The 23,700-nt window shown below is 68.2% G+C and carries 22 protein-coding genes; 10 read left to right on the forward strand and 12 right to left on the reverse strand.

The features are described from left to right. Positions 1–131: 131 nt before the first annotated feature. The 3 genes from zipA to CR157_RS08025 all read left to right on the forward strand — a co-directional run bounded on the left by zipA (position 132) and on the right by CR157_RS08025 (position 4,329). Positions 132–1,775: a cell division protein ZipA gene (gene zipA, locus CR157_RS08015; protein WP_110283032.1), complete on the forward strand. Its 1,644-nt coding sequence runs from the start codon at positions 132–134 to the stop codon at positions 1,773–1,775. A gap of 197 nt (positions 1,776–1,972) precedes the next feature. Further along, positions 1,973–4,066 carry an NAD-dependent DNA ligase LigA gene (gene ligA, locus CR157_RS08020; RefSeq protein WP_110283033.1) on the forward strand — a complete coding sequence of 698 codons (2,094 nt, stop codon included), beginning with the start codon at positions 1,973–1,975 and terminating at the stop codon, positions 4,064–4,066. Further along, on the forward strand, positions 4,063–4,329 hold the full coding sequence (locus CR157_RS08025) for a YheU family protein (RefSeq protein WP_110283034.1): 267 nt from the start codon (positions 4,063–4,065) through the stop codon (positions 4,327–4,329). The genes ligA and CR157_RS08025 overlap by 4 nt, the downstream gene beginning before the upstream one ends. Positions 4,330–4,640: 311 nt before the next feature. On the opposite strand, the gene CR157_RS08030 is transcribed toward CR157_RS08025, so the two are convergent. The 8 genes from CR157_RS08030 to CR157_RS08065 form a co-directional block, all read right to left on the reverse strand. After that, positions 4,641–4,838 carry a DUF1289 domain-containing protein gene (locus CR157_RS08030; RefSeq protein WP_110283035.1) on the reverse strand — a complete coding sequence of 66 codons (198 nt, stop codon included), beginning with the start codon at positions 4,836–4,838 and terminating at the stop codon, positions 4,641–4,643. Continuing rightward, on the reverse strand, positions 4,835–5,398 hold the full coding sequence (locus CR157_RS08035; protein WP_110283036.1) for a cob(I)yrinic acid a,c-diamide adenosyltransferase: 564 nt from the start codon (positions 5,396–5,398) through the stop codon (positions 4,835–4,837). Before CR157_RS08035 ends, CR157_RS08030 begins: the two co-directional genes overlap by 4 nt. Then, positions 5,392–6,339, reverse strand: coding sequence for an ArgK/MeaB family GTPase (locus tag CR157_RS08040; protein WP_110283037.1), 948 nt, complete (start codon positions 6,337–6,339; stop codon positions 5,392–5,394). The genes CR157_RS08035 and CR157_RS08040 overlap by 7 nt, the downstream gene beginning before the upstream one ends. 3 nt (positions 6,340–6,342) lie before the next feature. Beyond that, positions 6,343–7,521, reverse strand: a complete 1,179-nt coding sequence (locus CR157_RS08045; RefSeq protein ID WP_110283038.1) for a CaiB/BaiF CoA transferase family protein — start codon at positions 7,519–7,521, stop codon at positions 6,343–6,345. Beyond that, positions 7,518–7,913, reverse strand: a complete 396-nt coding sequence (locus tag CR157_RS08050) for a cobalamin-dependent protein (protein WP_110283039.1) — start codon at positions 7,911–7,913, stop codon at positions 7,518–7,520. The genes CR157_RS08045 and CR157_RS08050 overlap by 4 nt, the downstream gene beginning before the upstream one ends. A gap of 52 nt (positions 7,914–7,965) precedes the next feature. After that, positions 7,966–9,582 (reverse strand): acyl-CoA mutase large subunit family protein, encoded by a 1,617-nt coding sequence (locus CR157_RS08055; RefSeq protein WP_110283040.1) that lies wholly within the window; start codon positions 9,580–9,582, stop codon positions 7,966–7,968. Further along, positions 9,579–10,355, reverse strand: coding sequence for an enoyl-CoA hydratase/isomerase family protein (locus tag CR157_RS08060; RefSeq protein ID WP_110283041.1), 777 nt, complete (start codon positions 10,353–10,355; stop codon positions 9,579–9,581). Before CR157_RS08060 ends, CR157_RS08055 begins: the two co-directional genes overlap by 4 nt. 224 nt (positions 10,356–10,579) lie before the next feature. After that, on the reverse strand, positions 10,580–11,362 hold the full coding sequence (locus CR157_RS08065) for an IclR family transcriptional regulator (RefSeq protein ID WP_110283042.1): 783 nt from the start codon (positions 11,360–11,362) through the stop codon (positions 10,580–10,582). A gap of 320 nt (positions 11,363–11,682) precedes the next feature. Between CR157_RS08065 and CR157_RS08070 the strand changes: the two genes are divergently transcribed. From CR157_RS08070 to CR157_RS08080, 3 genes are all read left to right on the forward strand, one after another. After that, a complete protein-coding gene (locus CR157_RS08070; RefSeq protein WP_110283043.1) occupies positions 11,683–12,702 on the forward strand; it encodes a TAXI family TRAP transporter solute-binding subunit in 1,020 nt (339 codons plus the stop codon). 118 nt (positions 12,703–12,820) lie between these two features. Then, positions 12,821–14,863: a TRAP transporter permease gene (locus CR157_RS08075; protein WP_110283044.1), complete on the forward strand. Its 2,043-nt coding sequence runs from the start codon at positions 12,821–12,823 to the stop codon at positions 14,861–14,863. Beyond that, positions 14,853–15,278, forward strand: coding sequence for a PaaI family thioesterase (locus CR157_RS08080; protein WP_181422003.1), 426 nt, complete (start codon positions 14,853–14,855; stop codon positions 15,276–15,278). Before CR157_RS08075 ends, CR157_RS08080 begins: the two co-directional genes overlap by 11 nt. Positions 15,279–15,362: 84 nt before the next feature. Here the strand turns inward: CR157_RS08080 and mnmC are convergent, their stop codons facing one another. Continuing rightward, complete coding sequence (gene mnmC / locus CR157_RS08085) at positions 15,363–17,384, reverse strand: bifunctional tRNA (5-methylaminomethyl-2-thiouridine)(34)-methyltransferase MnmD/FAD-dependent 5-carboxymethylaminomethyl-2-thiouridine(34) oxidoreductase MnmC (protein WP_110283046.1); 2,022 nt, start codon at positions 17,382–17,384, stop codon at positions 15,363–15,365. Between the two features lie 158 nt (positions 17,385–17,542). Then, positions 17,543–17,842, reverse strand: coding sequence for a YciI family protein (locus CR157_RS08090; protein WP_110283047.1), 300 nt, complete (start codon positions 17,840–17,842; stop codon positions 17,543–17,545). Positions 17,843–17,964: 122 nt separating this feature from the next. On the opposite strand from CR157_RS08090, the gene CR157_RS08095 reads away from it, so the two are divergent. Continuing rightward, the gene (locus CR157_RS08095) at positions 17,965–18,873 is read left to right on the forward strand and encodes a PHP domain-containing protein (protein ID WP_110283048.1); all 909 of its coding nucleotides are present in this window, start codon (positions 17,965–17,967) and stop codon (positions 18,871–18,873) included. Between the two features lie 59 nt (positions 18,874–18,932). Next, entirely contained in the window at positions 18,933–19,556 is a 624-nt protein-coding gene (locus CR157_RS08100; protein WP_110283049.1) for an L-threonylcarbamoyladenylate synthase, read from the forward strand. A 52-nt stretch (positions 19,557–19,608) separates the two neighbouring features. Here the strand turns inward: CR157_RS08100 and CR157_RS08105 are convergent, their stop codons facing one another. After that, positions 19,609–20,478, reverse strand: coding sequence for an ion transporter (locus CR157_RS08105; RefSeq protein WP_110283050.1), 870 nt, complete (start codon positions 20,476–20,478; stop codon positions 19,609–19,611). Positions 20,479–20,572: 94 nt separating this feature from the next. Continuing rightward, positions 20,573–21,439 carry a CYTH domain-containing protein gene (locus CR157_RS08110; RefSeq protein WP_110283051.1) on the reverse strand — a complete coding sequence of 289 codons (867 nt, stop codon included), beginning with the start codon at positions 21,437–21,439 and terminating at the stop codon, positions 20,573–20,575. Positions 21,440–21,544: 105 nt separating this feature from the next. Between CR157_RS08110 and CR157_RS08115 the strand changes: the two genes are divergently transcribed. Both CR157_RS08115 and CR157_RS08120 read left to right on the forward strand, forming a co-directional pair. After that, positions 21,545–22,225, forward strand: coding sequence for a TIGR00153 family protein (locus CR157_RS08115; RefSeq protein WP_110283052.1), 681 nt, complete (start codon positions 21,545–21,547; stop codon positions 22,223–22,225). Between the two features lie 98 nt (positions 22,226–22,323). Next, on the forward strand, positions 22,324–23,589 hold the full coding sequence (locus CR157_RS08120; RefSeq protein ID WP_110283053.1) for an inorganic phosphate transporter: 1,266 nt from the start codon (positions 22,324–22,326) through the stop codon (positions 23,587–23,589). The last annotated feature ends 111 nt before the right edge of the window (positions 23,590–23,700 follow it).

Consider the following 23,700-nt stretch of genomic DNA (forward strand, 5'->3'; position numbering starts at 1 on the left):
GGCACCGTCGACTCTCGGCTGAGAAAAGCCAGGCTTGACAATCAAAAAAGTGGCCCTTTTTTTGGCAATCGCGCTATGCTGTTGACGGACAACCATCAGGCATGGCGCCTTAGCAAAAGGCATGACGACCCATGGAACTTAGAGAGTGGCTGATCATCCTGGGGTTGGCGCTGGTGACCCTCATCGTCATCGATGGTGTGCGTCGCCTGCAGCGCCAGCGTCGAATCCCTCGCCTCGACGAGGTGGAGGGCGACGCGCAAGGGCAGGAGCCCGACCCCGAAGCGGTGGCCCGCGAGGCTGAAATCAACTGGGAGCTGCCCAACGGAGGGGCGCGAGTCGTCAGGCCCGCGGACTACAGCGGCATGCAACCCAAACCCAAGCTCGAGCGCCGGGAGCATCCCGGCCCTTCTCGCGTGCTGGCCGGCTTCAAGGCCAGCGCCGGCGAGGAGGCGCCCGTGACGCCGCGGTCGTCCGCCGAGCCGGCCGAAGCGGTGTCCCCGCCATCGCGTGCCGAACCGGCCAAGGCCGGCCGGCAGCAGGCCTCGACGCCGCAGGCAGAGCCGGAGGCCGTCGCGCCGGTGCGCGACGCTCGGGAAGGTCGGGAAGGTCGAGAAGAGAGCGAAAGGAAAGCGGCCGTCAACGAAGAGAGTACCGGAGCGCGTGAAGAAGCCCGCCGCTCAGCCGAGCCGGCGCCGGATGCCACCACGTCACGGTCGAGCGCGTCGGCCAGCGGCGAGCGTCGCGAACCCAGCCTCTCGGCACTGGAAGACGAGGCGACCACCGTGGCGGATTCGGCGCCCCTGGCCGCCGATCCCGAGGATCACGACGATCACCAGGATGCCGAGCGCTACCAGTTGGTCGATCTCGGCGGCGTGAGCGACTCGATCAAGAGCGGCTCGAAGCGAGTGGGGGCCTCCATGCACCGTTTCGGCGCCTCGCTGCAGAAGTCCATCGCCGAGCGTCGCGAGCAGAAGCGAGTCGAGAAGCAGCGCCGCGAGCAGGAAAGGGCCGAGAAGGCCGAGCGTGACGCCGAGCAGCGCCGCCAGGCCGAAGCGGCGAAGGCCGCCCGCGAGGAGGAGCGCCGCCGGCTCGAGGCCGAGGCCATCGCCCAGGCCGACGACGACGATCCGTTGTTCGCCCCGCCGCGGCTGCGCAGTGCCGAGGAGCTCCCGCCCGAGGCGCCGGAGCGGCAGCATCGTGAAGCGCCCCGTGACGAGGCCCCGGCCGTCGAGGAGCGTTTCCAGAGTGACGTGGTGCGTGCCCACCCGGTACTCGAGAAGGCGCTGCGCCACGACGTCAGCGCCGAGCATGCCCGGCACGCCCTCAGCCACGCCGAGGAGATCATCGTCATCAGCGTGATGTCCCGCGACGAGCAGGGCTTCTCCGGCACCGCGCTGCTCGACCTGATGCTCGCCTGCGGGCTGCGCTACAGCCGCGACATGGGCATCTTCCACCGCTTCGAGACCGAGGACCCGGAGAGCCAGCTGCAGTTCTCGATGGTCAATGTGATCAAGCCCGGCACCTTCCCCATCGAGTCCATGGACGACTTCCGGACCCCCGGGGTAACCCTGCTGATGCCCATGCCGGGGGCCAGCGATACCTCGGCCGCCTTCGAGGCGATGGTCGAGACCGCCATGGTCATCGTCCGTCATCTGGGCGGCGAGCTGAAGGATGAGAACCAGAGCGTGATGACCGCCCAGACCGTGGAATTCGCCCGCCAGCGGGTCCAGGAGTTCGTGCGGCGCAACCGCCTGCACCGCTACCAGGTGAATTAGCGGTAAGCTGTAAGCTTGAAGCTGGAAGACAACCCCCGGTGGCGTCCCACCGGGGGTTGTCGCTTTGATAAGCTAGGGAATCATGCTGGCTTCGAGCTTCGAGCTTCGAGCTTCGAGCTTCGAGCTTCGAGCTTCGAGCTTCGAGCTTCGAGCTTCGAGCTTTGCGGCCCTCGCTATAAATCGAGAACCAGGACTCAATGACCCAGCCCGACAAGGACATCATCGACGAGGTGGCGCGCCTGCGTGCCGAACTCGAAGACGCCAACTACCGCTACTACGTGCTCGACGAGCCCAGGCTTACCGACGCCGACTACGACCGCCGGCTGCGTCGCCTGCAGCAGCTCGAGGACGAGTACCCTGAGCTGATGACCCCGGATTCGCCCACCCAGCGGGTCGGCGCGGCGCCGGACGCCGGCTTTCCCGAGGTGCAGCACGCGGTCCCCATGCTGTCGTTGAACAATGCCTTCGACGAGGCGGAGTTGGAGGCCTTCGTGCGCCGGGTGGCCGAGCGGCTGGAGGCCGACCCCGAGACCCTCGCCTTCTGCTGCGAGCCCAAGCTGGACGGTGCCGCCGTCTCCCTGATCTACGAAGATGGAAGGCTCACAACGGGTGTCACCCGGGGCGACGGGCGCACCGGCGAGGGCATCACCTCCAACCTCAAGACTCTGAAGTCAATCCCATTGAAGCTGCGTGGCAAGGAATGGCCTGATCGGCTGGAGGTCCGTGGCGAGGTAACCATGCGCCATGCCGACTTCGAGGCCATGAACGATAAAGCCAGGGAAGAGGGGGGCAAGGTCTTCGCCAATCCGCGTAACGCCGCCGCCGGCAGCCTGCGCCAGCTCGACCCCAGGATCACTGCCACCCGGCCGCTGGAGTTCAGCGCCTATCAGCTTGTTCTTCAAGAGATGGCGAGCCTCGCCAATATCGATACCCCGACTCACAGTGAGCAGATGTCGCTGCTCCGTGAGTGGGGATTTCGCGTCAATCCCGAGCTCGAGGTGGTGAAGGGCGCCCGCGGGGTGATCGACTACTGCCGCGACCTCGGCGAGAGGCGCGACGCCCTCGGCTACGACATCGACGGCGTGGTGATCAAGGTCGACGACCTGCGCCTGCAGCGCGAACTCGGCTTCGTCGCCCGGGCGCCGCGCTGGGCCATCGCCTTCAAGTTCCCCGCCCAGGAGGAGACCACCCGTCTCAACGATGTGGAGTTCCAGGTGGGTCGCACCGGCGCCATCACCCCGGTGGCGCGGCTCGAGCCGGTCTCGGTGGCCGGCGTCACCGTCTCCAACGCCACCCTGCACAACGCCGACGAGATCGCCCGCCTGGGCGTGAAGATCGGCGACACCGTGGCCATCCGTCGCGCCGGCGACGTCATTCCCCAGGTGGTGCGGGTGCTGGAGGAGGAGCGCCCGGCCGATGCCCGGGAGATCGTCTTTCCCGAGCGCTGCCCGGTGTGCGACTCCGAGGTCGAGCGCCTCGAGGGCGAGGTCGTCTCGCGCTGTTCCGGCGGGCTCTTCTGCGCCGCCCAGCGCAAGGAGGCCCTCAAGCACTTCGCCTCCCGCCGCGCGCTGGACATCGACGGCCTGGGCGAGAAGCTGATCGACCAGCTCGTCGAGCGCAACTGGGTCACCACCCCGGCGGACCTGTTCCGGCTCGAGGCCGAGCGCCTCGCCGACCTGCCGCGCATGGCAAAGAAGTCCTCCGAGAACCTGGTCGCGGCGCTGCAGAAGGCCAAGCAGACGACGCTGGCGCGCTTCATCTTCGCCCTGGGCATCCGCGAGGTGGGCGAGGCCACCGCCGCCAACCTGGCGCGCCATTTCGGCACCCTGGAGGCGCTGATGGAGGCCGAGGTCGAGGCCCTCGAGGCCGTGGAGGACGTGGGCCCGGTGGTGGCGGCCCATGTGCACACCTTCTTCCGTCAGCCCCATAACCGCGAGACCATCGATGACCTCCGTGCCCAGGGCGTGACCTGGGCCGAGGAGGCGGTGGGCGAGCGGCCCCAGCCACTGGCGGGCCAGACCTGGGTACTCACCGGCACCCTGGAGAACATGACCCGCGACGAGGGCAAGGCGCGGCTCCAGGCGCTGGGCGCCAAGGTGGCCGGCAGCGTGTCGAAGAAGACCGCCGCCGTGGTGGCCGGAGAGGCTGCCGGCAGCAAGCTCGAGAAGGCCATGCAACTGGGCGTGCCGGTGCTCGACGAGGCCGCCTTCCTGGCGCGCCTGGAGCGCTGGGAGAGTGGCGAGACCGGCGGCGAAGTGAACGAAGACGCGAAGGGGGAGGGCGAGGCATGAGTGAGCGTTTCATCGAGGTGCCCCACCGCCTGCTGCCGGGCGAGACCCTGGACGCCCTGCTCGAGGCCTTCGTCACCCGCCAGGGCTACGACACCACCGATACCGGTGACGGCATGCGCGGCTGGGTCGCCGAGCTCAAGCGCCAGCTCGAGCGCGGCGAACTGCTGATCGCCCACGACCTCGAGACCGAGAGCACCGAGGTGATGACGCTCGCCCAGTGGCGTGCCTTCGGCCGCGACCTGGCCGATGACGAGGAGGGGTAGGGATCATTCGGGGCGACGCCGCAGCATCGTCGGCCGGTTGTCTGTGGGCGCCTGACTGCGCCGATCGCCCGGCAGAGCCGAGCTCCCACAAGGCAGGCATCGACCACCTGGTAGGAGCCACGCTTCGCGGGGCGATTGCGGCGCGGCGCCAGGCGGTCGTCCGCAGAGGGTTGCCGTTGCCCCGGCGTTGGTGTTTACCGCCGGGTGCCTGACGGCACCAATCGTGCAGGGGGCCAACGCTCCTGGCGGCTGGATTGCGCTCGCGAGTGCTCCCGCCGGTGCCGAGGTGCATCTCCTGGCGATGGCGGGTGTCATTCGGCGTGGTTGCTGCCCTGGCGATGTGGCAGTTCGTTCATGATGGCGTGGCGTTCGGCATCGCTGAGCGACGACCAGGCGGCGATTTCGTCCAGCGTGCGGTGGCAGCCGAGGCAGTAGTGGCCGCCCGTGGGCAGGCGGCAGACGCCCGTGCAGGGCGAGGCGATCCGCTGGGGCGGGGTGGCATCGCTCACCGGTTGGCGCCGGGCACCCAGAGCACGTCGTCTGCGCCGTTGGCGTTGGCCGTGCGGGCCGCGACGAACAGCAGGTCCGAGAGTCGGTTCATGTAACGCAGGACCTCGGGGTTCACGGGCTGGGTCTCCGTGAGCCGGGCGATCAGCCGTTCGGCGCGCCGGGCGATGGTGCGGGCCAGGTGCAGGTGGGCGGCCAGCGGCGTGCCGCCGGGGAGGATGAACGAGCGCAGGCTGGCGAGGTGCTCGTTGAGCGCATCGATGCGTTCCTCCAGGTAGTCGACCTGCGAGGCCGCCACGCGAAGCGGCGGATGCTTGGAAGCGTCCTGCTCCGGGGTGCAGAGGTCGGCGCCGACGTCGAACAGGTTGTTCTGGATCCGCGCCAGCACCTGGTGCAGCTCGCCTTCGGCATGCAGCTGGGCCAGGCCGAGGGCGGCGTTGGTCTCGTCCACCGTGCCGTAGGCTTCCACGCGCAGGTCGTGTTTCGGCACCCGGCTGCCGTCGCCGAGCCCGGTGTCGCCCTTGTCGCCAGTACGGGTGTAGATCTTGTTGAGCTTCACCATGTGTCTCGCCTTGCCTCCGGGTCCGTCGCGGCCTCGTCCCCGGCCAGGGTCTGGAGGGCCTTGCGGTAGGTGTCGCGCAGGGTCGGCTCGTCGAGGAGCTGGGGCTGTTCCTCGAGCAGCTCCGCCACCCGACGCACGATCAGCGACTGGACATGATAGCGCCGCCGCAGGCGACGTGTCTCCGTCGGGTCGCGCCGTTCGCTCAGCCAGGCGAGGTGCTGGCTGATGGCGTCATCCAGCTCGGCCAGGCCTGCCTCGCCGTCTTGCGTCACCTCGATGACCGGTGGCAGCCAGGTGCGGGTGTCGCGGTGGCGTTGCACGATGCCGCGCACTTCCGAGGCGGTCTTCCTGGCGCCGACCAGGTCGGCCTTGTTGATGACGTAGATATCCGCCAGCTCGAGGATCCCGGCCTTCATCGCCTGCACGGCGTCGCCGGCGTTGGGCTGCAGCACCATGACCAGGCTGTCCACGGCGTGGCGCACGGCGTGCTCGGCCTGGCCGACACCGACGGTTTCCAGCAGCACCTCGCAAAAGCCGTGGCTGTCCAGGGCGTCCAGCAGGTCCGCCACGTTGTCGGCCAGGCCGTCATTGGCGGAGCGGCTGGAGAGGGAGCGGATGTAGAGCTCAGGCTCGTTGACGATGTTGTCCATGCGGATGCGGTCGCCGAGGATCGAGCCGCCGGAGAGCGGGCTGGTCGGATCGATTCCCAGGATGGCGATGCCGCCCTGGTCACGGCAGGCGGCCAGGCGTCGCTTGGCGAGGCGGCTGACCAGAGTGCTCTTGCCCGCCCCGGGGGCGCCGGTGAAACCGATCCGCGTGGTGTCGCTGGCGGAAGAAGGCTGGCATGCCGCGTGGTCGAGACTCTCGGCCACGGAAGCCGAGGCGAGCTTGGTGAGGGTGCGGCCCAGGGCGCGGCGTGAGCGGGGGTCGAGCCGGGTCATGCGTCAGCCTCCGTTGACGTCGTGGTGGGAGCGGATGTCCCAGCGCCGGCCCTGCAACGGTTCGCTGTCCTCGTCGAGCAGCGGTGGGGGGCCGTAGTGGGGTGGCTGGTCCGGCAGCTTGATCGGGTTGCCCACCATGCGGATCTCGCCATGGGAGGTGGGCACCGAGACCACCATCTCACGCGATTGGGTCAGCGCCGACTCGAGGGCCGTCTCCAGGCTCTGCACGCCCGCCACCACCACGCCCAGGGGCGAGAGCCGGTCCACCCAGCTGTCGGTGGTGCCAGTCGCCAGCACCGCCTGGATGTCGTCGACCACGCGCTCGCGATTCGCGGCGCGCGCCTCCATAGTCGAGCGGCGGGGGTCGTCGATCCATTCCGGATGCCCGATTTCGCGGCAGAAGTCCGCCCAGAAGCCGTCGTGGGTGATGAACAGCGCCAGGTGGCCGTCCCGGGTGGCGAAGATCTGCGCCGGGACGATGTAGGGGTGGCCGCCGCCGGGATAGCGCTCGACCTTCTGCCCGGCGTTGAGATAGGCGCTGGCGAGGTAGTTCAACTGCGAGAGCATGGTGTCGTAGAGCGATACGTCGACCTGGCCGCCGCGGCCTTCCACCAGCTTGGCGGTCAGGCCCAGCGCGCCCATGATGCCCGCGGAGTTGTCGACCACGGAGTAGCCCGTCTTCACCGGCGGGCCATCGGGGTCGCCGGTCATTGCCATGACCCCCGCCAGCGCCTGGATGACGTAGTCGTAGGCGGGCTTGTCGGCGAAGGGGCCGTCCAGCCCGTAGCCGGTGAGGGCGAGGCACACGAGTTTGTCGTTGTGCATGCGCAGGGCATCGTAGGTCAGGCCCAGCTTGCGGATCGCGGCGGGGCGGATGTTGGTGAGCAGGGCGTGCGACGACGCGACCAGCTCGGCGAGCCGCCCTTTCCCGGCCTCGCTGGTGAGGTCCAGGCAGAGGCTGTGCTTGTTGCGGTTGAGGCTGGCGAAGTAGGCGTTGTGGGGTCCGATGTAATTCGGCCCGATCTGGCGCCCGATGTCGCCCTGGCCGGGCGCTTCGATCTTGATCACTTCCGCCCCCAGGTCGGCCAGCAGCATGCCGCAGTAGGGCCCGGCCAGCATATGGCTCACCTCGAGGATGCGGATACCGGCGAGCGGGCCCTGGGCGTGGGTGGCATCGTTCATTGCAGTTGCCTCTCGATGTCGCGAAGGACGTCTTCCAGGGGCATTTCCGAGGTGTAGACCCCGCATACCCCCGCGTTCAGCAGTGCCTCGCGGTCCTTCTCGGGAATGGTGCCGCCCACGAAGATCTTGATGTCGCCGGCATCGTACTCCTTCAGGCAGCGCATGGTCTCGTTGACCAGCTCCAGGTGGCTGCCCGACAGCATGCTCAGTCCTACCACATCCACGTCCTCGTCCACCGCGACCTTGGCGATGTACTCGGCGCTCTTGCGCAGCCCGGTGTAGATCACATCCGCGCCCGCGTCGCGCAGGGCCAGGGCGATCACCTTGGCGCCCACGTCGTGGCCGTCGAGGCCGGGCTTGGCGATCAAGATTCTCTTGCCTTTCAAACTCATGGGATTTCTCCGGTGACGATGGGCGGGGGCCGACCGGCCTGTCGGGCGCCGCTCAGAGACGAATGGGTTCCTGGAACTCGCCCCATTGCGACTTGAGCGTGGCCACCATCTCGCCGACGGTGGCGTAGGCGTGGCAGCAGTCGATCAGGTACGGCAGCAGGTTCTCGTCGTCCTGGCCAGCGGCCTTTTCCAGCGCCTGCAGGGTCCGTTCGACCCGGGCCGGGTTGCGCTCGGCGAGGAGGCGCTGATATTTCTCCTGCACGCGCTGCGCGGCCTGGGGGTCGACCTTGAACACTTCCCCGAAATCGTCGGTCTGGTCGTCGCGGCGGAAATAGTTCTGGCCGACGATCACCGTGTCTCCCCGGTCCACCTTCTGCTTGCGTTCGTGGGCACGTTCGGCGATGCGCGCCTGCAGGTAGCCGTCCTCGATTGCCTTCACCACACCGCCGTAGTCGTCGATCTCCTCGATGACCCGGCGCGTTTCCTCTTCCATCCGATCGGTCAGCCACTCCACGTAGTAACTGCCGCCCAAGGGGTCGACCGTCTTCGAGATGCCGCTCTCGTAGGCGAGGATCTGCTGGGTGCGCAGGGCGATTTCGGCGCTGAATTCGGTGGGGATCTGGAAAGCCTCGTCGTAGGCGCAGGTGAATACCGATTGTGCACCGCCCAGCGTTGCCGCCATGGCTTCCAGGCCGACGCGCACGATGTTGTTGTAGGGCTGCGCGGCGGTCAGCGACGAGCCGCCGCAGACTACGCCGAAACGCAGCCGTTGTGCCTTGGGGTCGGTGATGGCGAAGCGTTCCTCGAGCAAGCTGGCCCACAGCCGCCGCGCGGCACGGAACTTGCAAATCTCCTCGAAGAAGTCCATGTGCACGTAGAAGAAGAAGCTCAGCCGGTTGGCGAACTTGGTGGCGTCGCCACCGCGACGGATCAGCTCGTCGACGTAGGCCAGGCCGTTGGCCAAGGTGTAGCCGAGTTCCTCGACCGCGGTGGCGCCGGCGTCACGCACGTGGGCGCCGGCGATGCTGATCGGGTTGAAACGCGGCGTCTCGCGGTTGGAGAACAGGATGGTGTCGGAGATCAGACGCATCGAGGGCCGCACCGGGAAGATCCAGGTGCCGCGGGCCACGTACTCCTTGAGGATGTCGTTCTGGATGGTGCCGGTGAGTTTCTCGCGGGGCACGCCCTGCTTGTCGGCCACCGCGCAGTACATGGCATAGATGATCGCGGCGGTGCCGTTGATGGTGAAGGAGGTGGAAATGCCGCCCAGGTCGATGCCGTCGAAGAGGATTTCCGCCTCCGCCAGGTTGGACAGCGACACCCCGACCTTGCCGACCTCGGAGCGCGCCATGGGATCGGTGGGGTCGTAGCCGCACTGGGTGGGCAGATCGAGGGCCACCGAGAGGCCGGTCTGGCCGCTCTCGAGCAGGAAGCGGTAGCGCTCGTTGGTGTTCTCCGCCGTGCCGAATCCCGAGTACTGGCGGAAGGTCCACAGCCGCCCCCGATAGCCGTTGGGAAAGATTCCCCGGGTGTAGGGGGGGCTCCCGGGCCGGCCCGGATCGGGGTGCTGCAGCATGTCCGGTGTCACCAGCTCGGGAATCTCGATGCCGGAAGCGGTACGCGGTTCGGGAATCGGCGGGGTGCGGTTCTGGGGGGCGGAATCGCTCATCGGGTCCTCCTGCTGTTCAGCACCTTATCGGCGGCTTCCCAGTGGTCGGCGTGGGTCCAGGTCTCAACGAAATGGCGGGTCTCGATGGCCTCAAGTGCGGCCGACGGCTGGCCATCGCGATGGGCGCTGGCCAGCGCCTTGAAGGCCCGGAGCACTTGCGGCACCTGGGCGAGGATGGGTCGGCAGAACGCCGCCACGCTGTCGTCGAGCGATTGTCCGGGCGCGGTGGCCTGGTCGATCAGGCCGATGCGCAGCGCGTCGTTGGCGTCGAGCAGCTCGGCCCGTGACAGCAGCCGCAGGGCCTGGGTCGCACCTACGCGACGCAGCAGCCGGATGCCGCCGCCCCAGGCCGTGGAGATATTGAGTTTGCCTTGAATGAAGCCGATGCGACTGGTGGGGCCGGCAACGATGAAATCGCAGGCCACGGCGAGTTCCGCGCCGCCGCCCAGGGCGTCGCCGTTCAGGGCGGCGATGACCGGGACGGGGAAGTGTGCTACTGCACCGAGAGCCCGCCGGGCCTCACGGCTCATGGCCTCGGCGTCGGCGTCGGAACGCACCGCCGAGAGGTCGCGCAGATCGCCGCCGGCGGCAAAGCTCTTGTCGCCGGCGCCGGTCAGCACCACGGCTCTGATCCCTGGCGTCTTGGCGTGTTGCGTGAAGACGTCGGCGATGTCGTCGAGCACCGCCCGAGAGAGGGCGTTGCGTTTTTCCGGGCGGTTGATGGTCACCCGCAGCAGGGGGCCATCTGACTCGATGAGGAGATGATCGGCCATCGGCGTTCTCCGGTCTTGTATTTTTTTCTGTATGTCGAATTACTATACGTGTGAGTGAAAAAATGTGTCAAGCGGCCTGCAAAAGGAGAGTCGGCAATTGGGCGGGGCGAGGCGCTGCCCTGACGCGACGCATGGCCTCGGCTCCCGGCCGGGAGCCGAGGTGGAGGAGGAGAGGATGAGGGTGCCCGCCCCAAGAGGCGAGCACAGGCCGCTTTCGGAGAAGGCTAGAGCGTGGTCAGGCGGTCACCGTGACGAATCAGGGTGTCAAGGTAGTGCTCGAGCTGGCGTGACATGCGCTCCATCGGGCCGGCGATCGCCACACCCAGGGTCTCGCCATGCACCTGGCGGGCGATGGCGATGGCCATGACGTCATCGACATTCTCGCCCCGCGTGATGAAGTAACCGCGATGGCGGCTCTCCACGATGTTGTCCATCAGCTGATGGCGGTCGGTGAGCGTCCGGTGCGTGGCCGGGGTGAGCGGCAGCCGCTCGAGCAGCGCCTGCAGGGTCTGGTCGGTTTCCTGCCCCAGCATGGCCTTGCCGATGGCGCTGGAGTGAAGCGGTTTGGCGTCGCCCGGGCGGGCTGCGTAGCGCACGGTATGGGTGCCTTCGATGATTTCCAGGTAGACCACGGCATTGCCTTGGCGTTTGCCCAGGATCACCGTTTCGCCGAGTTCGTCGCGCAGTTCGTGCAGTATGGGGGCCACGCTTTCCAGCAGCGGGTCGTGGGTGGCGATGGCCTGGGCGACCTGCAGCAGGCGCTTGGTGGGATAGACACGCTTCTTCTGCTCGAGGACGTAAACGTAACCCAGCGCCTGCAGGGTCTTGATCAACGCATGGCAGCTGCTGACCGGGGTGTCGATGCGCTTGGCCAGGTCGCTGAGCGACAACGGCGTCTGGTCGTCGGCAAAGGCCTCGAAGAGGCTGAGGGTGCGTGCCGCTGTCTTCACGCTCTCGGGCTTGCCGCGCTCCATCGGTTCACCGGCTGACTTGGGATTTTGCTTCATGAGGTTGTTCCCTCTTCACATTCTGGAGCCCGGCCCGGGAGCTTACATGAGGCTCGGCCGATTGCCAGCCCGTCGTCATGGGGCAAGCGCGGGGACGGGGGTAGCCGTGTCGCCCGGTTCGGCTAAAGTATAAGCGATTTCGGCTTTATGAAAAACATTGCACAGGGAGGAAAAAGTGCTAGCGTGGGACTATTAATAACTACATCGTCCGGAAGCGGCCGTCACTCGTCGCTATCCGGGGACCACGACTCCCAGGGAAGGTGCCACCGCCGGTGGGCATGCCATCGTAAGGACTCGCATATGCCAGGAGGACAACAACAATGCCAGCTACAACCAACGGCACAGCCAGACACTATCTGAATGCGTTCACCCTGGGCGCGGCGGGGATCGTCGCGGCGAGCCTGTTGCCGCTCACCGCCGAGGCCCAGGCCAGGCTCGCCATGGGCGCGACCCACAGCGGATCGGCCTTCTATTCCTATCAGGTCGCTGTGGTGTCCGACTGGAACGACACCGTCGAAGGCGTTGGGATGAGCGTCCAGGAACTAGGCGGGGCCGCCGCCTCGACACAGGCCTTGCTGCGCGGAGAGGTGGACATGGGGATCGCGGTGACCTCCTCCGACCATCAAGCCGTCCAGGGCGAGGGGGACTACGGTTCGCCGGCGGAGAACCTGCGGACGCTGTACTTCTTCGCGCCGCTGCCCTTGAACTGGGTCGTGTCGGCCGATGCCGACATCGCCGGCCTCGATGACCTGGCCGGGCGCGATTTCAATCCCGGTGGGCGCGGCACCGCCACGGAGGGCCAGACGGAGACCGCGCTGGAGATCCTCGGCATCGAGCCCAACTACTATCGCGCCGGTGGCAGCGACGCGCTGGATGCCTACCAGAACCGGCGTCTCGATGCCTTCGTGAAAGCCGGCCTGCACCCCGATGGCTACATCCAGCAAGCCCATTCATCGCGGCCGGTGCGGCTATTGTCGATGACCCCGGACCAGGCGCAACAGGTGGCCGATGCCCGGCCGTACTTCAGCGTCGGCGAGGTCGATCCCGCTGACTTCTATGGCGAACAGGAAAGCCCCTTGATCACCATCCAGACAGGGATCGGCATCAACACCACCAGCGAGCTCGCTGAGGAAGCCGCCTACGGTATCGTGGCGCGCGCGTTTTCCGAGGAGGGGATCCAGGCCGCGGCCGACGGCTATGCGCCTGCCGCCCAGGTCGATCCGCTGCAGCTGACGCTCAACGCCAGCGTGGCTCCCCTGCATGCCGGGGTGGTGCGTTACCTGAAGGAACAGGGACACGAGGTTCCCGAGCGCCTGGTGCCGCCGGAATACCCCGAGTGATGGCGTCCGACAGGGCCGCCAGCACGTGCCAACCATGACATTTCAAGTCGTCAGTGGGCGGGGTCGCGGCATGGCCTCCGCTCGCTGCCAAGGTCCGGGGACCTCGGGGGCCTAGCCTATGAGTTCTGATGAACGCGTCACCCACCTGCGCAGCTTCAGCGGTGTGGTCGGCTGTCTGATCGGCGGCCTCGCCCTGGCGTGGATCCTTTTCCATATCGTCACCGCCGGCGTGGGGACGCTGCCCAACTACCAGCAACGCGCCGTACACCTCGGCGGTGCCCTGTTCTTCGTGTTTCTGCTGTACCAGGGGCGCACACGCTTTCCGCGATTGCAGCTGGTGCTGGTCGACCTGCCGTGCGCGTTCGCCTGTCTGCTGCTGCTGGGGTATGTCTTCGTCAATTACGACGCCATCGTGATGAGCAACTGGTACATCAACGAGGCGGTAGAGAAGGCGTTTGGCGTCGCGCTGTTCCTGCTGTTGCTGGAAGCCGTCCGCCGCACCCTGGGCTGGCTGTTCGTCGGCCTGATCCTGTTCTTCTGTATCTATGCCTATTTCGGTCCTTACATGCCGGGCCCGCTGGCCCACCGTGGCCTGTCGCTGGAGCGGATGATCTACGTCTTCTACATGGGCAACAACGGTATCCTCGGCACGCTGATGGGCATTTCGGCGACCGTGGTGACCCTGTTCCTGATCCTAGGGGCATTGCTCAACGCCAGCGGGGCCGGGGATACCTTCATCCGCATCGCCATGCGGCTCGGGGGGCACATTCGCGGTGGCGCGGGTATCGTCGCCGTGATCGGTAGCGCCTTCATGGGCATGGTGAACGGCAGCACGGTGGCCAACGTGACCAGCACCGGGGTGTTGACAATCCCGTTGATGCGCCGGCTGGGGTTCGATCGCAACCTCGCGGGCTCCATCGAGGCGGTCGCCTCGACGGGCGGGCAGATCATGCCGCCGATCATGGGACCAGGTGCCTTCCTGATGGCGGAGCTGCTGGGCATCGCCTATCTGGATGTGGTCAAGGCCGCGCTCGTGCCCTCGGTGCTGTTCTTCACCGCGCTGTTGCTGGGCGTCTATCTGATGGCGCGGCGTTATCGGCTGGAGGCATTGCCCGCGGAGCTGATTCCGTCGCGGCGGGAGGCGTTCGAGCCCGTGGCCATGGCCAGCCTGCTGGTGCCGATCGGTGTTCTGCTGTTCTTCATTCTGCAGCGTTACACCATCCAGACGGCGGTGTTCTGGTCGCTGGTCGCCATCAGCGCGATGATGGTCGCGGGCGCGCTGTTTCGCCGCCAGCCAGCCGAGACCGCGGCCAGCGAGCGGGCGCGGCGGGTGGCGGGCCTCGAGGCCGACCAGACGCCTCGGACCCAGCTGGTTTCCGTGAACACCGCGGGCCAGCGTCTCGCCGGTGTGGCCGTGTCGACCTATCGCGGGTTGTACGGTGCCGCGGTGAGCGTGGTGTACATCGCCATGATCATCGCCGCCGCCCAGATCATGGTCTCGATTATCAACCTGACCGGGCTGGGCGTGACGCTGTCGCAGGTGATTTTGTCCATCGGCGGGGATTACCTGTTCATCTCGCTAGCGCTCACCATGGTACTGGCGATCATCCTGGGGATGGGGATGCCGACCCCGGCGGCCTACGCCGTGGCGGCTGCGGTGCTGGCGCCACCGCTGCTGAACCTGGGGTTCGAGCGCTTGCCGTCGCATCTCTTCCTGTACTTCTTCGCCAGCGTGTCGGCCATCACGCCGCCGGTCGCGGCGGGGATCTTTGCCGCCATCGCCATCAGCGGCGGGACCTTCTTCGGCACGGCCCGCTACGCGCTGACCCTGGCCTGTAGCCTGTTCATCCTGCCGTTCCTGTTCATCCTGAACCCGGAGCTCACCCTGGCGGGCAATCCCCTGGCCATCCTGATCGCGGTGCTGAGCGCCCTGGTGGGTATCGGCTTCCTGTCGGTGGCGGCCATCGGACATCTGTGGGGCGGCATGGGGCCCGTGTCCCGGCTACTGGTGGGGGGAGGCGCCATTGTCATGGTCACCCCGGGCCTATGGGTGGACATGGCCGGGGCACTGTGCATCGGGGCGGGGCTGGCCCTGCATCGGTTCCACGCCGTGAGATCCCTCCAGCGACTGGGCAAAGGACGCGATGAGCATGCCGGATAACCCCTTTCTCGAACTCCTCGGGGCTCGTCTGGTGCACTGGGACCACGGGCAGTGCGAGTGGCAGCTGGATATCGCCCCACACCACCTGAACTCGCAGGGCTCGCTGCAGGGTGGCGTCATCGCCACGCTGCTGGATGTCGCCTGCGGCTATAGCGTCTTCTTTCACGCGGCCGATGAGCCCCCTGCACGCACCGCCACCATTTCGCTGACCATCCATTACCTGGCCCGGGTCGATGGCGGGCGCGTGGTGGCCCGGGGCCGGCAGGTCGGCGGTGGCAAGGCCATCTTCTTCGCCGAAGCGGAACTGCTTGACGAAGTGGGCGGCACGATCGCCAAGGCATCGGGAAGCTTTCGCAGCAAGCGCCGCAGCGATCCAGGGCGCTCGGTCGGGCGTCAAATCCGGGATACTGGCTAGCTTGTCATGGAGACCTGGGCAAACTGACGAAAATCATCCGGCCGATTCTTGCGATGCTTTCCCAACTCCTATCCGACCCCCTGGTCAGGCCTGTTTCCCCCTCACCAGGTCCCGGATGATGCGCCGCCCCGGGTGCAGGTGATCCACCAGCGGCTGCTCCAGGGGCAGCGGCTCGTCGCAGATCCGTGAGGCGATCAGCTCGGCGCAGAGCGGGGCGCTGGCGAGCCCCCGCGAGCCGTGGGCGGCGCTGATCCACAGCCCGTCATGGTGACGGCCCGGCGTGTCGGGCACGCGGGTGGCGTCCTTGGCCAGCGCGGCGTAGTCGGCCCGCCAGGCCGCGGCGTCGGGAACCGGGCCGGCGTAGGGCGACTTGTCGGGGCTTGCGGCGCGGATCGCCGCCCGGCCCGTCAGCCGGGCCGGGGAGAGGTCGGCGCCGGCATCGCGCAGGGCGGCCACGAAGGCGGGCAGGGTGCGTTCGAGCTCCGCCAGGTTGGCGGCATGGTCGGCCTCGCGCAGCTCGGTCGCCGAGTCGTTGGGCGCGAAGGTGGCGCCGAAGGTGAGCACGCCGTCGAGCGCCGGCGACACATAGCCGCCGGCACAGACCACCCGCCCGAGCGCGGGCACCCCCGCCGGCAGCACGAGCTGCGATACCTGGCCGCGTACCGGCTGCAGCGGCAGCGGCGAGGTCTGGGCAAAGCGGTTGGCGAGCTCGGCGGTGGCGATCACCACCTGGTCGGCGGCCAGGGTGTCGCCGGTCGCCAGGCCCAGCCGCCAGCCGCGCTCCGTCCGCGCCAGGTCGCTGACCTCGCCCCGGCGGAAGCTCACCCCCGGCGTGTCGGCCAGGTGCGCGCAGAGCGCCGCCGGCCGCACCCAGCCCGCCAGCGGGTAGTCGAGGGCGGGGGCGCCTACCCGGACGCCGGCGCGCTCGGCGGCGGCCTCGGCATCGAGGCCTTCCACCACACTCGCCGGCAGGGCGTGGCGGGCCAGGAAGCGCTGCTGGCGGTCCCGCTCCCTGTCGCTGGTCGCCAGCTGCAGCACGCCACTGGGCTGCCCGAGCGCATGGTCCGGGTCCAGGGCCGCCAGCCAGCGCCGGCTGTGCAGCAGCCCGGCGAGATAGACCCGGCTCTGCGGGTTGGTCTCCACCGCCAGCTTGACGTAGAGCGCCCCCTGGCGGTTGCCGGAGCCGCCGGCCCCGGGGCCTTCCCGGTCGAGCAGGGTCACCGCGACCCCGCGTCGCGCCAGGGCATGCGCCACGCTGGCGCCGGCGATACCGGCGCCGACGACGGCGACATGCCGCGCCGGTTCGGGGGCCGGCGGCGCGAACCAGGGGGTGCGCCGCCGGCGTTCGTCCACCGGAGGGGCGGGAATCTCGCCGGCGAGCATCTCGCGCTTGCGCCCGAAGCCCGGCACCTTGCGCCAGGCGAAGCCGGCGGCCGCCAGGCCGCGCTTGACCACGCCGGCACAGGTGAAGGTGGCCAGGGTCGCCCCGGGCCGCGAGCGCGCCGCCATGGCGACGAACAGCTCGGGCCGCCACATCCCGGGGTTCTTCGCCGGGGCGAAGCCGTCGAGGAACCAGGCGTCGACCCGGCCGTCGAGCAGCGCCAGCCGCTCGGTGGTGTCGCCGAAGTGCAGGTCGAGGGTCACCCGCGCGTCGAGCCACAGCCGGTGCACCCCGGCCACCGGCTCGGGCCATTGTGCGAGCAGCCGCGCGGCGCGCTCGGCCAGGTCCGGCCAGGCGGCCAGGGCCCGGGCGAGATCCTCCCTGGCGAGCGGAAACTTCTCGGTGGAGACCAGGTGCAGCCGCGCGCCTCGGGGGGCATGGGCATCGAAGCAGGCCCAGGCACAGAGCATGTTGAGCCCGGTGCCGAAGCCGGTCTCGCCGATCACGAAGGGACGCCCCGGGCGCCACTCGGCGAACCGTCGCGGCAGGTCGTTGCCGGCGATGAAGACGTGCTCGGTCTCGGCCCGGCCGTCATGGCGGGAGAAGTAGACGTCGTCGAAGGCGGTCGAGTGCGGCGCGGACTCGCCCGTCTCGTCCTGGCGCCAGTCGAGGCGAGCGATCTCCAGGCCCGCCAGCGGGGGCAGGCCATCAGGGGCGGCGGTCAAGGCGGGGCTCCGATGGGCAGGTGCTGGTCAGAATTTGATCGTTGCCGCCGCAGCGCCGGCGTGACAGGGCTGTCGCAAGGCGTCCGCGGCGTTTCAACAGTGTTATCCACAGATGCTGTGGGAAACCCCATGTGGACAAGTGCGCCGGTGGAAAACGTTCAGGGCAGGACCTTGCGGAAGGGTTTCACCGCCACCTTGGCATAGGCCCCGGCGATCATGTAGGGGTCGGCATCGGCCCAGGCCTGGGCCTCCTGGAGGCTGTCGAACTCGGCCACCACCAGGCTGCCGGAGAAGCCGGCCTCGCCCGGGTCCTCGCTGTCGATGGCCGGATGCGGGCCGGCCAGCACCAGGCGGCCCTCGTCGCGCAGCTCCTCGAGCCGGGCCAGGTGATCGGGGCGAGCGGCGAGGCGCCGCTCCAGGCTGTTCTTCACATCTTCACTGATGATTGCATAGAGCATCGCAGTCGCATCCTCGGGTTGAGCGGCACGGGCCGCGAGAGTCCGGCGGGGCCCGGCATTGACCGAGGTCGGCCGGGCGAGCACCATGAACGGATATTCTGACAAAGTCACCTGCCGGCGTCATGCCAATGAACGCACTTCCCGCCCGTTTCGAGGGCGAGAGCTCTCCGCTTTCCATCGACCTGCACATGCATTCCACCGCTTCCGACGGCGCCCTGCCGCCGGCCGACGTGGTGGCGCTGTGCAAGGCCCGGGGCCTGACCCATATGGCGCTGACCGACCACGACACCATGGCCGGCATCGAGGAGGCCCGCGTCGCCGCCGAGCGCGAGGGGATCCGTCTGCTGCCCGGGACCGAGCTTTCCACCCGCTGGGCCGGCATCAATATCCATGTGGTGGGCCTGCTGCCCGAGGGCGCCAAGGGTTCCCTGGTCGAAGGGCTCGAGGCCCAGGCCGTGGCGCGCGAGGCGCGGGCCGAGCTGATCGCCCAGCGCATGGAGACGCTGGGGCTGGAGAATGCCTTGTCGCGGGCCCGGGAACAGGCCGGCTCGCCGCGCCCGCTGGGTCGGCCCGACTTCGCCCGGGCCCTGGTGGCGGCGGGGCTGGTGCCCGACGTGGCCACCGCCTTCCGGAAGCATCTCGGCAACGGCAAGGCCGGCGACGTCAAGGCGCACTGGCCGGAGCTCGCCGAGGCCGTGGGCTGGATCCTCGATGCCGGCGGCGTGGCGGTGCTGGCGCATCCGCTGCGCCACGGCCTGACCCGGCGCAAGCGGGGCCTGCTGCTGGATGCCTTCCGCGCCGCCGGCGGCCAGGCCGCCGAGCTGGTCAGCGGTTTCCAGAACCCGGATGCGACCCGGGACCTGGCGCGCCAGCTGCAGGAGCGCGACCTCTACGCCTCGGTGGGCAGTGACTTCCACTTTCCCGGCGGCCACCTGGCCCCGGGCAGCATGAGTCCGGTGCCGCGTACCGCCACCCCGCCGGTCTGGGTGCACCCGCACCTGGCCGGCCTCGTCGAGGTGGTGGCGGTGTGAGTGGCTGGCCGGGTTATAGTAGTGACAGACTTTCATCGGCCATCGAACAGGGAGCTCGCATGAGCCAGTTCTTCCAGATCCATCCAGAGAATCCACAGAAGCGGCTGATCGACCAGGCGATCCAGATCATTCGTCATGGTGGCGTCGTGGCCTATCCCACCGATTCGGGTTACGCCCTGGGCTGTCACCTGGGCGACAAGAAGGCCATCGAGAAGATCAAGTGGCTGCGCTCGCTGGACGACAAGCACAACTTCACCCTGATCTGCTCGGACCTCTCCGAGATCGGCACCTACGCCAAGGTGGACAACGCCGTCTTCCGGCTGCTCAAGGCCCATACCCCGGGGCCCTATACCTTCATCCTCAACGCCACCACCGAGGTGCCGCGGCTGCTGCTGCACCCCAAGCGTCGCTCCATCGGCATGCGGGTGCCGGACCACAGCATCACGCGAGCGCTGCTCGGTGCCCTGGGGGAGCCGCTGATGAGCGTGACCCTGATTCCGGAGGGCGAGGCGCTGCCGATGACCGACCCGGAAGCGATCCGCGACCGCTTCGGTGCCCACCTCGACCTGATCATCGACGGCGGCGCCTGCCACCTGGAGCCCACCAGCGTCATCGACCTGCGCGACCTGCCGCCGAAGATCGTCCGCGAGGGGCGCGGCGACGTCGAACCCTTCCGCGAGTGATCCGGGCGAGCCGTCGGCTGAGTGCTCCGGCGGCTCGTCCTCCTTGTCTCCTTTACGTCTCGGCCTCCGTCAGGCGCGGGTCCGGCGTCTCCTCGTCGAGCCAGGTGCCGCACTTCAGGCAGTACTTGGCACGTTTCTCGTGGCGGTCGTGGCCGCAGCCGGGGCAGGCCTCGTCGGAGTAGCGGTCCTCGCGGATGGCACGGATCACCTGGGCGGAGAAGACCCCGGTCGGCACGGCGATGATCGAGTAGCCGGTCAGCATCAGCAGCACCGTGATCGCCTGGCCGATGGGGGTGACCGGCACGATGTCGCCATAGCCCACCGTGGTCAGGCTGACGATGGCCCAGTAGATCGACTGGGGAATGCTGGTGAAGCCGGCCTCGGCGGATTCGATCAGATACATCAGCGAGGCGAAGATGGTCACCAGCATGAAAATGCCGAAGAAGAACAGGAAGATCTGGCGGATGCTGCGTCTCAGGGCCTCCAGCAACAGGCGCGCCTCGCCGACGAACTGCATCAGCCGCAGCACGCGGAAGATACGCAGCACCCGCAGCAGGCGCACCACCACCAGCGACTGGGCGCCGGGAACGATCAGCACCAGCCAGGTGGGCAGGATGGCGATGACATCGACGATGCCGTAGAAGCTGCGCAGGTAGCGCAGGGGCTTGTCGAGGCAGTAGAGGCGCACCGCCAGCTCGATGGTGAAAGCAAGGGTGAAGCCCCACTCCACCCAGTAGAAGAGGGTGCCGTAGTCGGCGCGCAGACTCTGGATGCTGTCGAGCATCACCACCAGCACGCTGGTCAGGATCGCCGCGATCAGCGCGATGTCGAAGCCCTTGGCCAGCGGCGTGTCGGACTCGAAGATGACCTGGAAGACGCGGGTACGTAGCCCTGCGCCACCGGGTTTGAAGTCTAGGGTCATGGTGCTCTCCCGGCTGCCGACCTGCTCATTGACGAACCTCCCTCATCACACGAACCGCCCGCTTCGTGCAACCACCCTGGAGCCTGCCTGCCCGTCAGCTGAGCTGCCCGTCCCCGGGCAGCCGGCGGGCGAGGCGCAGGGCGGCGAGGCCGAAGGCCGGCGTCGGCCAGGCGGGATCGTCGAGCCCCTGGGCCAGTTCGCGGGCCGCGGCATGCAGGCTGCCCGCCGGGTCGGCCAGGTGCAGGAAGGCATCGCGGGCCTGCTCACGCCACCGGGGCTCGCCGGTATCGGCCAGGGCATCCAGCGCCACCACGGCGCGGTGCAGCCAGGCGTCGGCGCCGCCGCCCTCGGGCAGGGTCCAGGTGCCGGCCAGCAGGGCGCCGCCCCGGGCGGCCTTGCTGGTATCCGCCGGGCGCAGGGGAACCGATTCGGCCAGCGCCTCGGCCAGGTCCCACAGGGCCTCCGGTTCGCCGGCCTCGAGTTCGAGCTCCAGCTCGCGGATCGCCACCGTGCGGTCGGCGGCACGGATCTCGCCCAGGTCGAGCGCCAGCTCGATGCGAGCCTCGCCGAGTTCGAGCCGCCAGGTCTCGCGGCGGAAGTCGGTGGCAAAGCGCGGGACCAGCCGGGCCAGCAGCGCGTCGCCGTGGCCGGCCATGGGGGGCAGGGCGGCGAGCCCGGCGAGGTCGAGCCCCGGCCCCGGCACCTCCCACTCCCACTCGCCGCGGCGCGAGAGCCCGCCGCCGCCCTGGCCACGGGTCTTGAGGGTCTGCAGCAGCCGGCCATCGGCCCGGCGCAGGCGCAGCGCCATGCGGGCGGTTGCCAGGGCCCCCTCGGGGGTGTCGAAGTAGGTGTTGCCGAGGGTGGCGAGCCGCGGCGCGAGGCCGGCGAGCCGCGGGTGGCGACGCAGCGCCTCGGGACCCTGGGGCCCCAGGGCCAGCTTGAGTTCGATCTCGTGACTCATGGCATCGCCACCTCGGTTTCGTGAAGGTAAGTTGATATTTTCATGACGGGAGCGGAGCCTGCCTCTATACTGTCGCCGCAAATTCTTCAGCGCACATGGATACCCATGGTCACACCCAATCCGTTCTCCGCGATGTTCGGCCGCTCGCCATTCCAGCCGCTGCTGGCCCACATCGTCAAGGCCAACGAATGCGCCGACCAACTGCTGCCGTTCTTCGAAGCCGCCCTCGTCGGTGACTGGGAGGCCGCCGAGGCACACCGCGAGACCGTCACCCGGCTCGAACACGAGGCCGACGAGCTCAAGACCGAGCTGCGTCTCAACCTCCCCAACACCATGTTCCTGCCGGTCTCGCGCACCGACATCCTCGACCTGATCAGCGTCCAGGACAAGATCGCCAACAAGGTGCGCGACATCACCGGCATCATGCTCGGCCGCCGCATGCAGGTGCCGGAGCCCCTGGCCCAGCCGATGCGCGACTACATGCAGACCTCCGTGGCCTGCGTGGCCCAGGCGCGTCACGCCCTGGAGGAGCTCAAGGACCTGCTCGAGTCCGGTTTCGGCCGCAACGTCTCCGACGTGATGCAGAAGCTGATCCGCGAGCTGCACGTGCTCGAGCAGCAGGCCGACAGCCAGCAGGTGGCCATCCGCCGTCAGCTGTTCGAGCTCGAGAGCCAGCTGCCGCCGGTGGACGTGGTCTTCCTCTACAAGATCATCGACTGGGTCGGCGAACTCTCCGACCGTGCCGAACGCGTCGGCAGTCGCCTGCAGATCCTCACGGCTCGCTAGGATGCGATCCGTCGCGGCACCGCATCCCCGGGTGCGCGGCGCGTCCGCCATCACGCCAATCCGCTACTCCCTGACAGCCACATAGGACGACTTCCCCTATGTCGATCATCGTGCAGCACGGCGAAATCTTCATCATCCTGGCCTGTGCCTTCGGCTTCTTCATGGCCTGGGGCGTGGGCGCCAACGACGTCGCCAACGCCATGGGCACCTCGGTGGGGTCCCGGGCCATCACCATCAAGCAGGCGATCATCATCGCCGTGATCTTCGAGTTCCTCGGCGCCTACCTGGCCGGCGGCGAGGTCACCGATACCGTCCGCAAGGGCATCATCGATCCGACCCTGCTCGTGAACGATCCCCAACTGCTGGTCTACGGCATGCTGGCCTCGCTGCTGGCGGCGGCCATCTGGCTGCTGATCGCCTCGGCCCGGGGCTGGCCGGTCTCCACCACCCACTCCATCGTCGGTGCCATCGTCGGCTTCGGCGCCGTGGGCCTGGGCATGGAAGCGGTGGCCTGGGACAAGGTCGGCCAGATCGCCTCGAGTTGGGTGGTCTCGCCACTGCTGGCCGGCACCATCGCCTATCTGCTGTTCAAGTCGGTTCAGCACCTGATCTTCGAGGCCCGCGACCCCTTCGTCTCGGCCAAGCGCTATCTGCCGCTCTACGTCTTCCTGGTCGGTTTCGTGGTCACCATGGTCACCCTGAACAAGGGCCTCAAGCATGTGGGGCTCGACCTGGGCTTCGGCCAGAGCTTCTTGCTGTCGATTCCGATCGGCCTGGTGATCATGGGCGTCGGTGTCCTGATGGAGCGGCGGGTGGTCTATGAACGTCGTGCCGGCGACCACTTCGGTTACGGCAATGTCGAGCGGGTGTTCGGCGTGCTGATGATCTTCACCGCCTGCGCCATGGCCTTCGCCCACGGCTCCAACGACGTGGCCAACGCCGTCGGCCCGCTGGCGGCGGTGGTCGATGTGGTGTATCGCGGCGGCGCCGTGGGTGGTTCCGCCGTGGTGCCCTGGTGGGTGCTGCTGCTGGGCGGCATCGGCATCGTCGTCGGCCTGGTCACCTATGGCCACAAGGTGATCGCCACCGTGGGTACCGGCATCACCGAGCTGACACCGAGCCGCGGCTTCGCCGCCACCCTGGCCGCCGCCACCACCGTGGTGCTCGCCTCGGGCACCGGCCTGCCGATCTCCACCACCCACACCCTGGTGGGGGCGGTGCTCGGCGTGGGCCTGGCCCGCGGCATGTCGGCCCTGAACCTGCGCGTGATCGGCACCATCATCATGTCGTGGCTGATCACCCTGCCGGCCGGCGCGGGCCTGGCGATCTTCTTCTTCTTCACCTTCAAGGGTGTCTTCGGCTAGCCAGCGCTTCGCTTTGAGCGAATGCCAGCGGCGGTACCACGGCAGTGGTGCCGCCCTTTTATTGGCTCTGATATAGTCGAAGGCGGTTTCACCTTTCTCTCATCTGCTGCC

Source organism: Halomonas sp. LBP4 (genome assembly GCF_003202205.1).
Taxonomy (GTDB): Bacteria; Pseudomonadota; Gammaproteobacteria; order Pseudomonadales; family Halomonadaceae; genus Halomonas; species Halomonas flagellata.

What these genes read in the sequence shown, in the direction of transcription:
- zipA (WP_110283032.1), top strand. Translation starts at nt 132, where the DNA reads ATGGAACTTAGAGAGTGGCTGATCATCCTGGGGTTGGCGCTGGTGACC.
- ligA (WP_110283033.1), top strand. Translation starts at nt 1,973, where the DNA reads ATGACCCAGCCCGACAAGGACATCATCGACGAGGTGGCGCGCCTGCGT.
- CR157_RS08025 (WP_110283034.1), top strand. Translation starts at nt 4,063, where the DNA reads ATGAGTGAGCGTTTCATCGAGGTGCCCCACCGCCTGCTGCCGGGCGAG.
- CR157_RS08035 (WP_110283036.1), bottom strand. Translation starts at nt 5,398, where the DNA reads ATGGTGAAGCTCAACAAGATCTACACCCGTACTGGCGACAAGGGCGAC.
- CR157_RS08040 (WP_110283037.1), bottom strand. Translation starts at nt 6,339, where the DNA reads ATGACCCGGCTCGACCCCCGCTCACGCCGCGCCCTGGGCCGCACCCTC.
- CR157_RS08045 (WP_110283038.1), bottom strand. Translation starts at nt 7,521, where the DNA reads ATGAACGATGCCACCCACGCCCAGGGCCCGCTCGCCGGTATCCGCATC.
- CR157_RS08050 (WP_110283039.1), bottom strand. Translation starts at nt 7,913, where the DNA reads ATGAGTTTGAAAGGCAAGAGAATCTTGATCGCCAAGCCCGGCCTCGAC.
- CR157_RS08055 (WP_110283040.1), bottom strand. Translation starts at nt 9,582, where the DNA reads ATGAGCGATTCCGCCCCCCAGAACCGCACCCCGCCGATTCCCGAACCG.
- CR157_RS08060 (WP_110283041.1), bottom strand. Translation starts at nt 10,355, where the DNA reads ATGGCCGATCATCTCCTCATCGAGTCAGATGGCCCCCTGCTGCGGGTG.
- CR157_RS08065 (WP_110283042.1), bottom strand. Translation starts at nt 11,362, where the DNA reads ATGAAGCAAAATCCCAAGTCAGCCGGTGAACCGATGGAGCGCGGCAAG.
- CR157_RS08070 (WP_110283043.1), top strand. Translation starts at nt 11,683, where the DNA reads ATGCCAGCTACAACCAACGGCACAGCCAGACACTATCTGAATGCGTTC.
- CR157_RS08075 (WP_110283044.1), top strand. Translation starts at nt 12,821, where the DNA reads ATGAGTTCTGATGAACGCGTCACCCACCTGCGCAGCTTCAGCGGTGTG.
- CR157_RS08080 (WP_181422003.1), top strand. Translation starts at nt 14,853, where the DNA reads ATGCCGGATAACCCCTTTCTCGAACTCCTCGGGGCTCGTCTGGTGCAC.
- CR157_RS08090 (WP_110283047.1), bottom strand. Translation starts at nt 17,842, where the DNA reads ATGCTCTATGCAATCATCAGTGAAGATGTGAAGAACAGCCTGGAGCGG.
- CR157_RS08095 (WP_110283048.1), top strand. Translation starts at nt 17,965, where the DNA reads ATGCCAATGAACGCACTTCCCGCCCGTTTCGAGGGCGAGAGCTCTCCG.
- CR157_RS08100 (WP_110283049.1), top strand. Translation starts at nt 18,933, where the DNA reads ATGAGCCAGTTCTTCCAGATCCATCCAGAGAATCCACAGAAGCGGCTG.
- CR157_RS08105 (WP_110283050.1), bottom strand. Translation starts at nt 20,478, where the DNA reads ATGACCCTAGACTTCAAACCCGGTGGCGCAGGGCTACGTACCCGCGTC.
- CR157_RS08110 (WP_110283051.1), bottom strand. Translation starts at nt 21,439, where the DNA reads ATGAGTCACGAGATCGAACTCAAGCTGGCCCTGGGGCCCCAGGGTCCC.
- CR157_RS08115 (WP_110283052.1), top strand. Translation starts at nt 21,545, where the DNA reads ATGGTCACACCCAATCCGTTCTCCGCGATGTTCGGCCGCTCGCCATTC.
- CR157_RS08120 (WP_110283053.1), top strand. Translation starts at nt 22,324, where the DNA reads ATGTCGATCATCGTGCAGCACGGCGAAATCTTCATCATCCTGGCCTGT.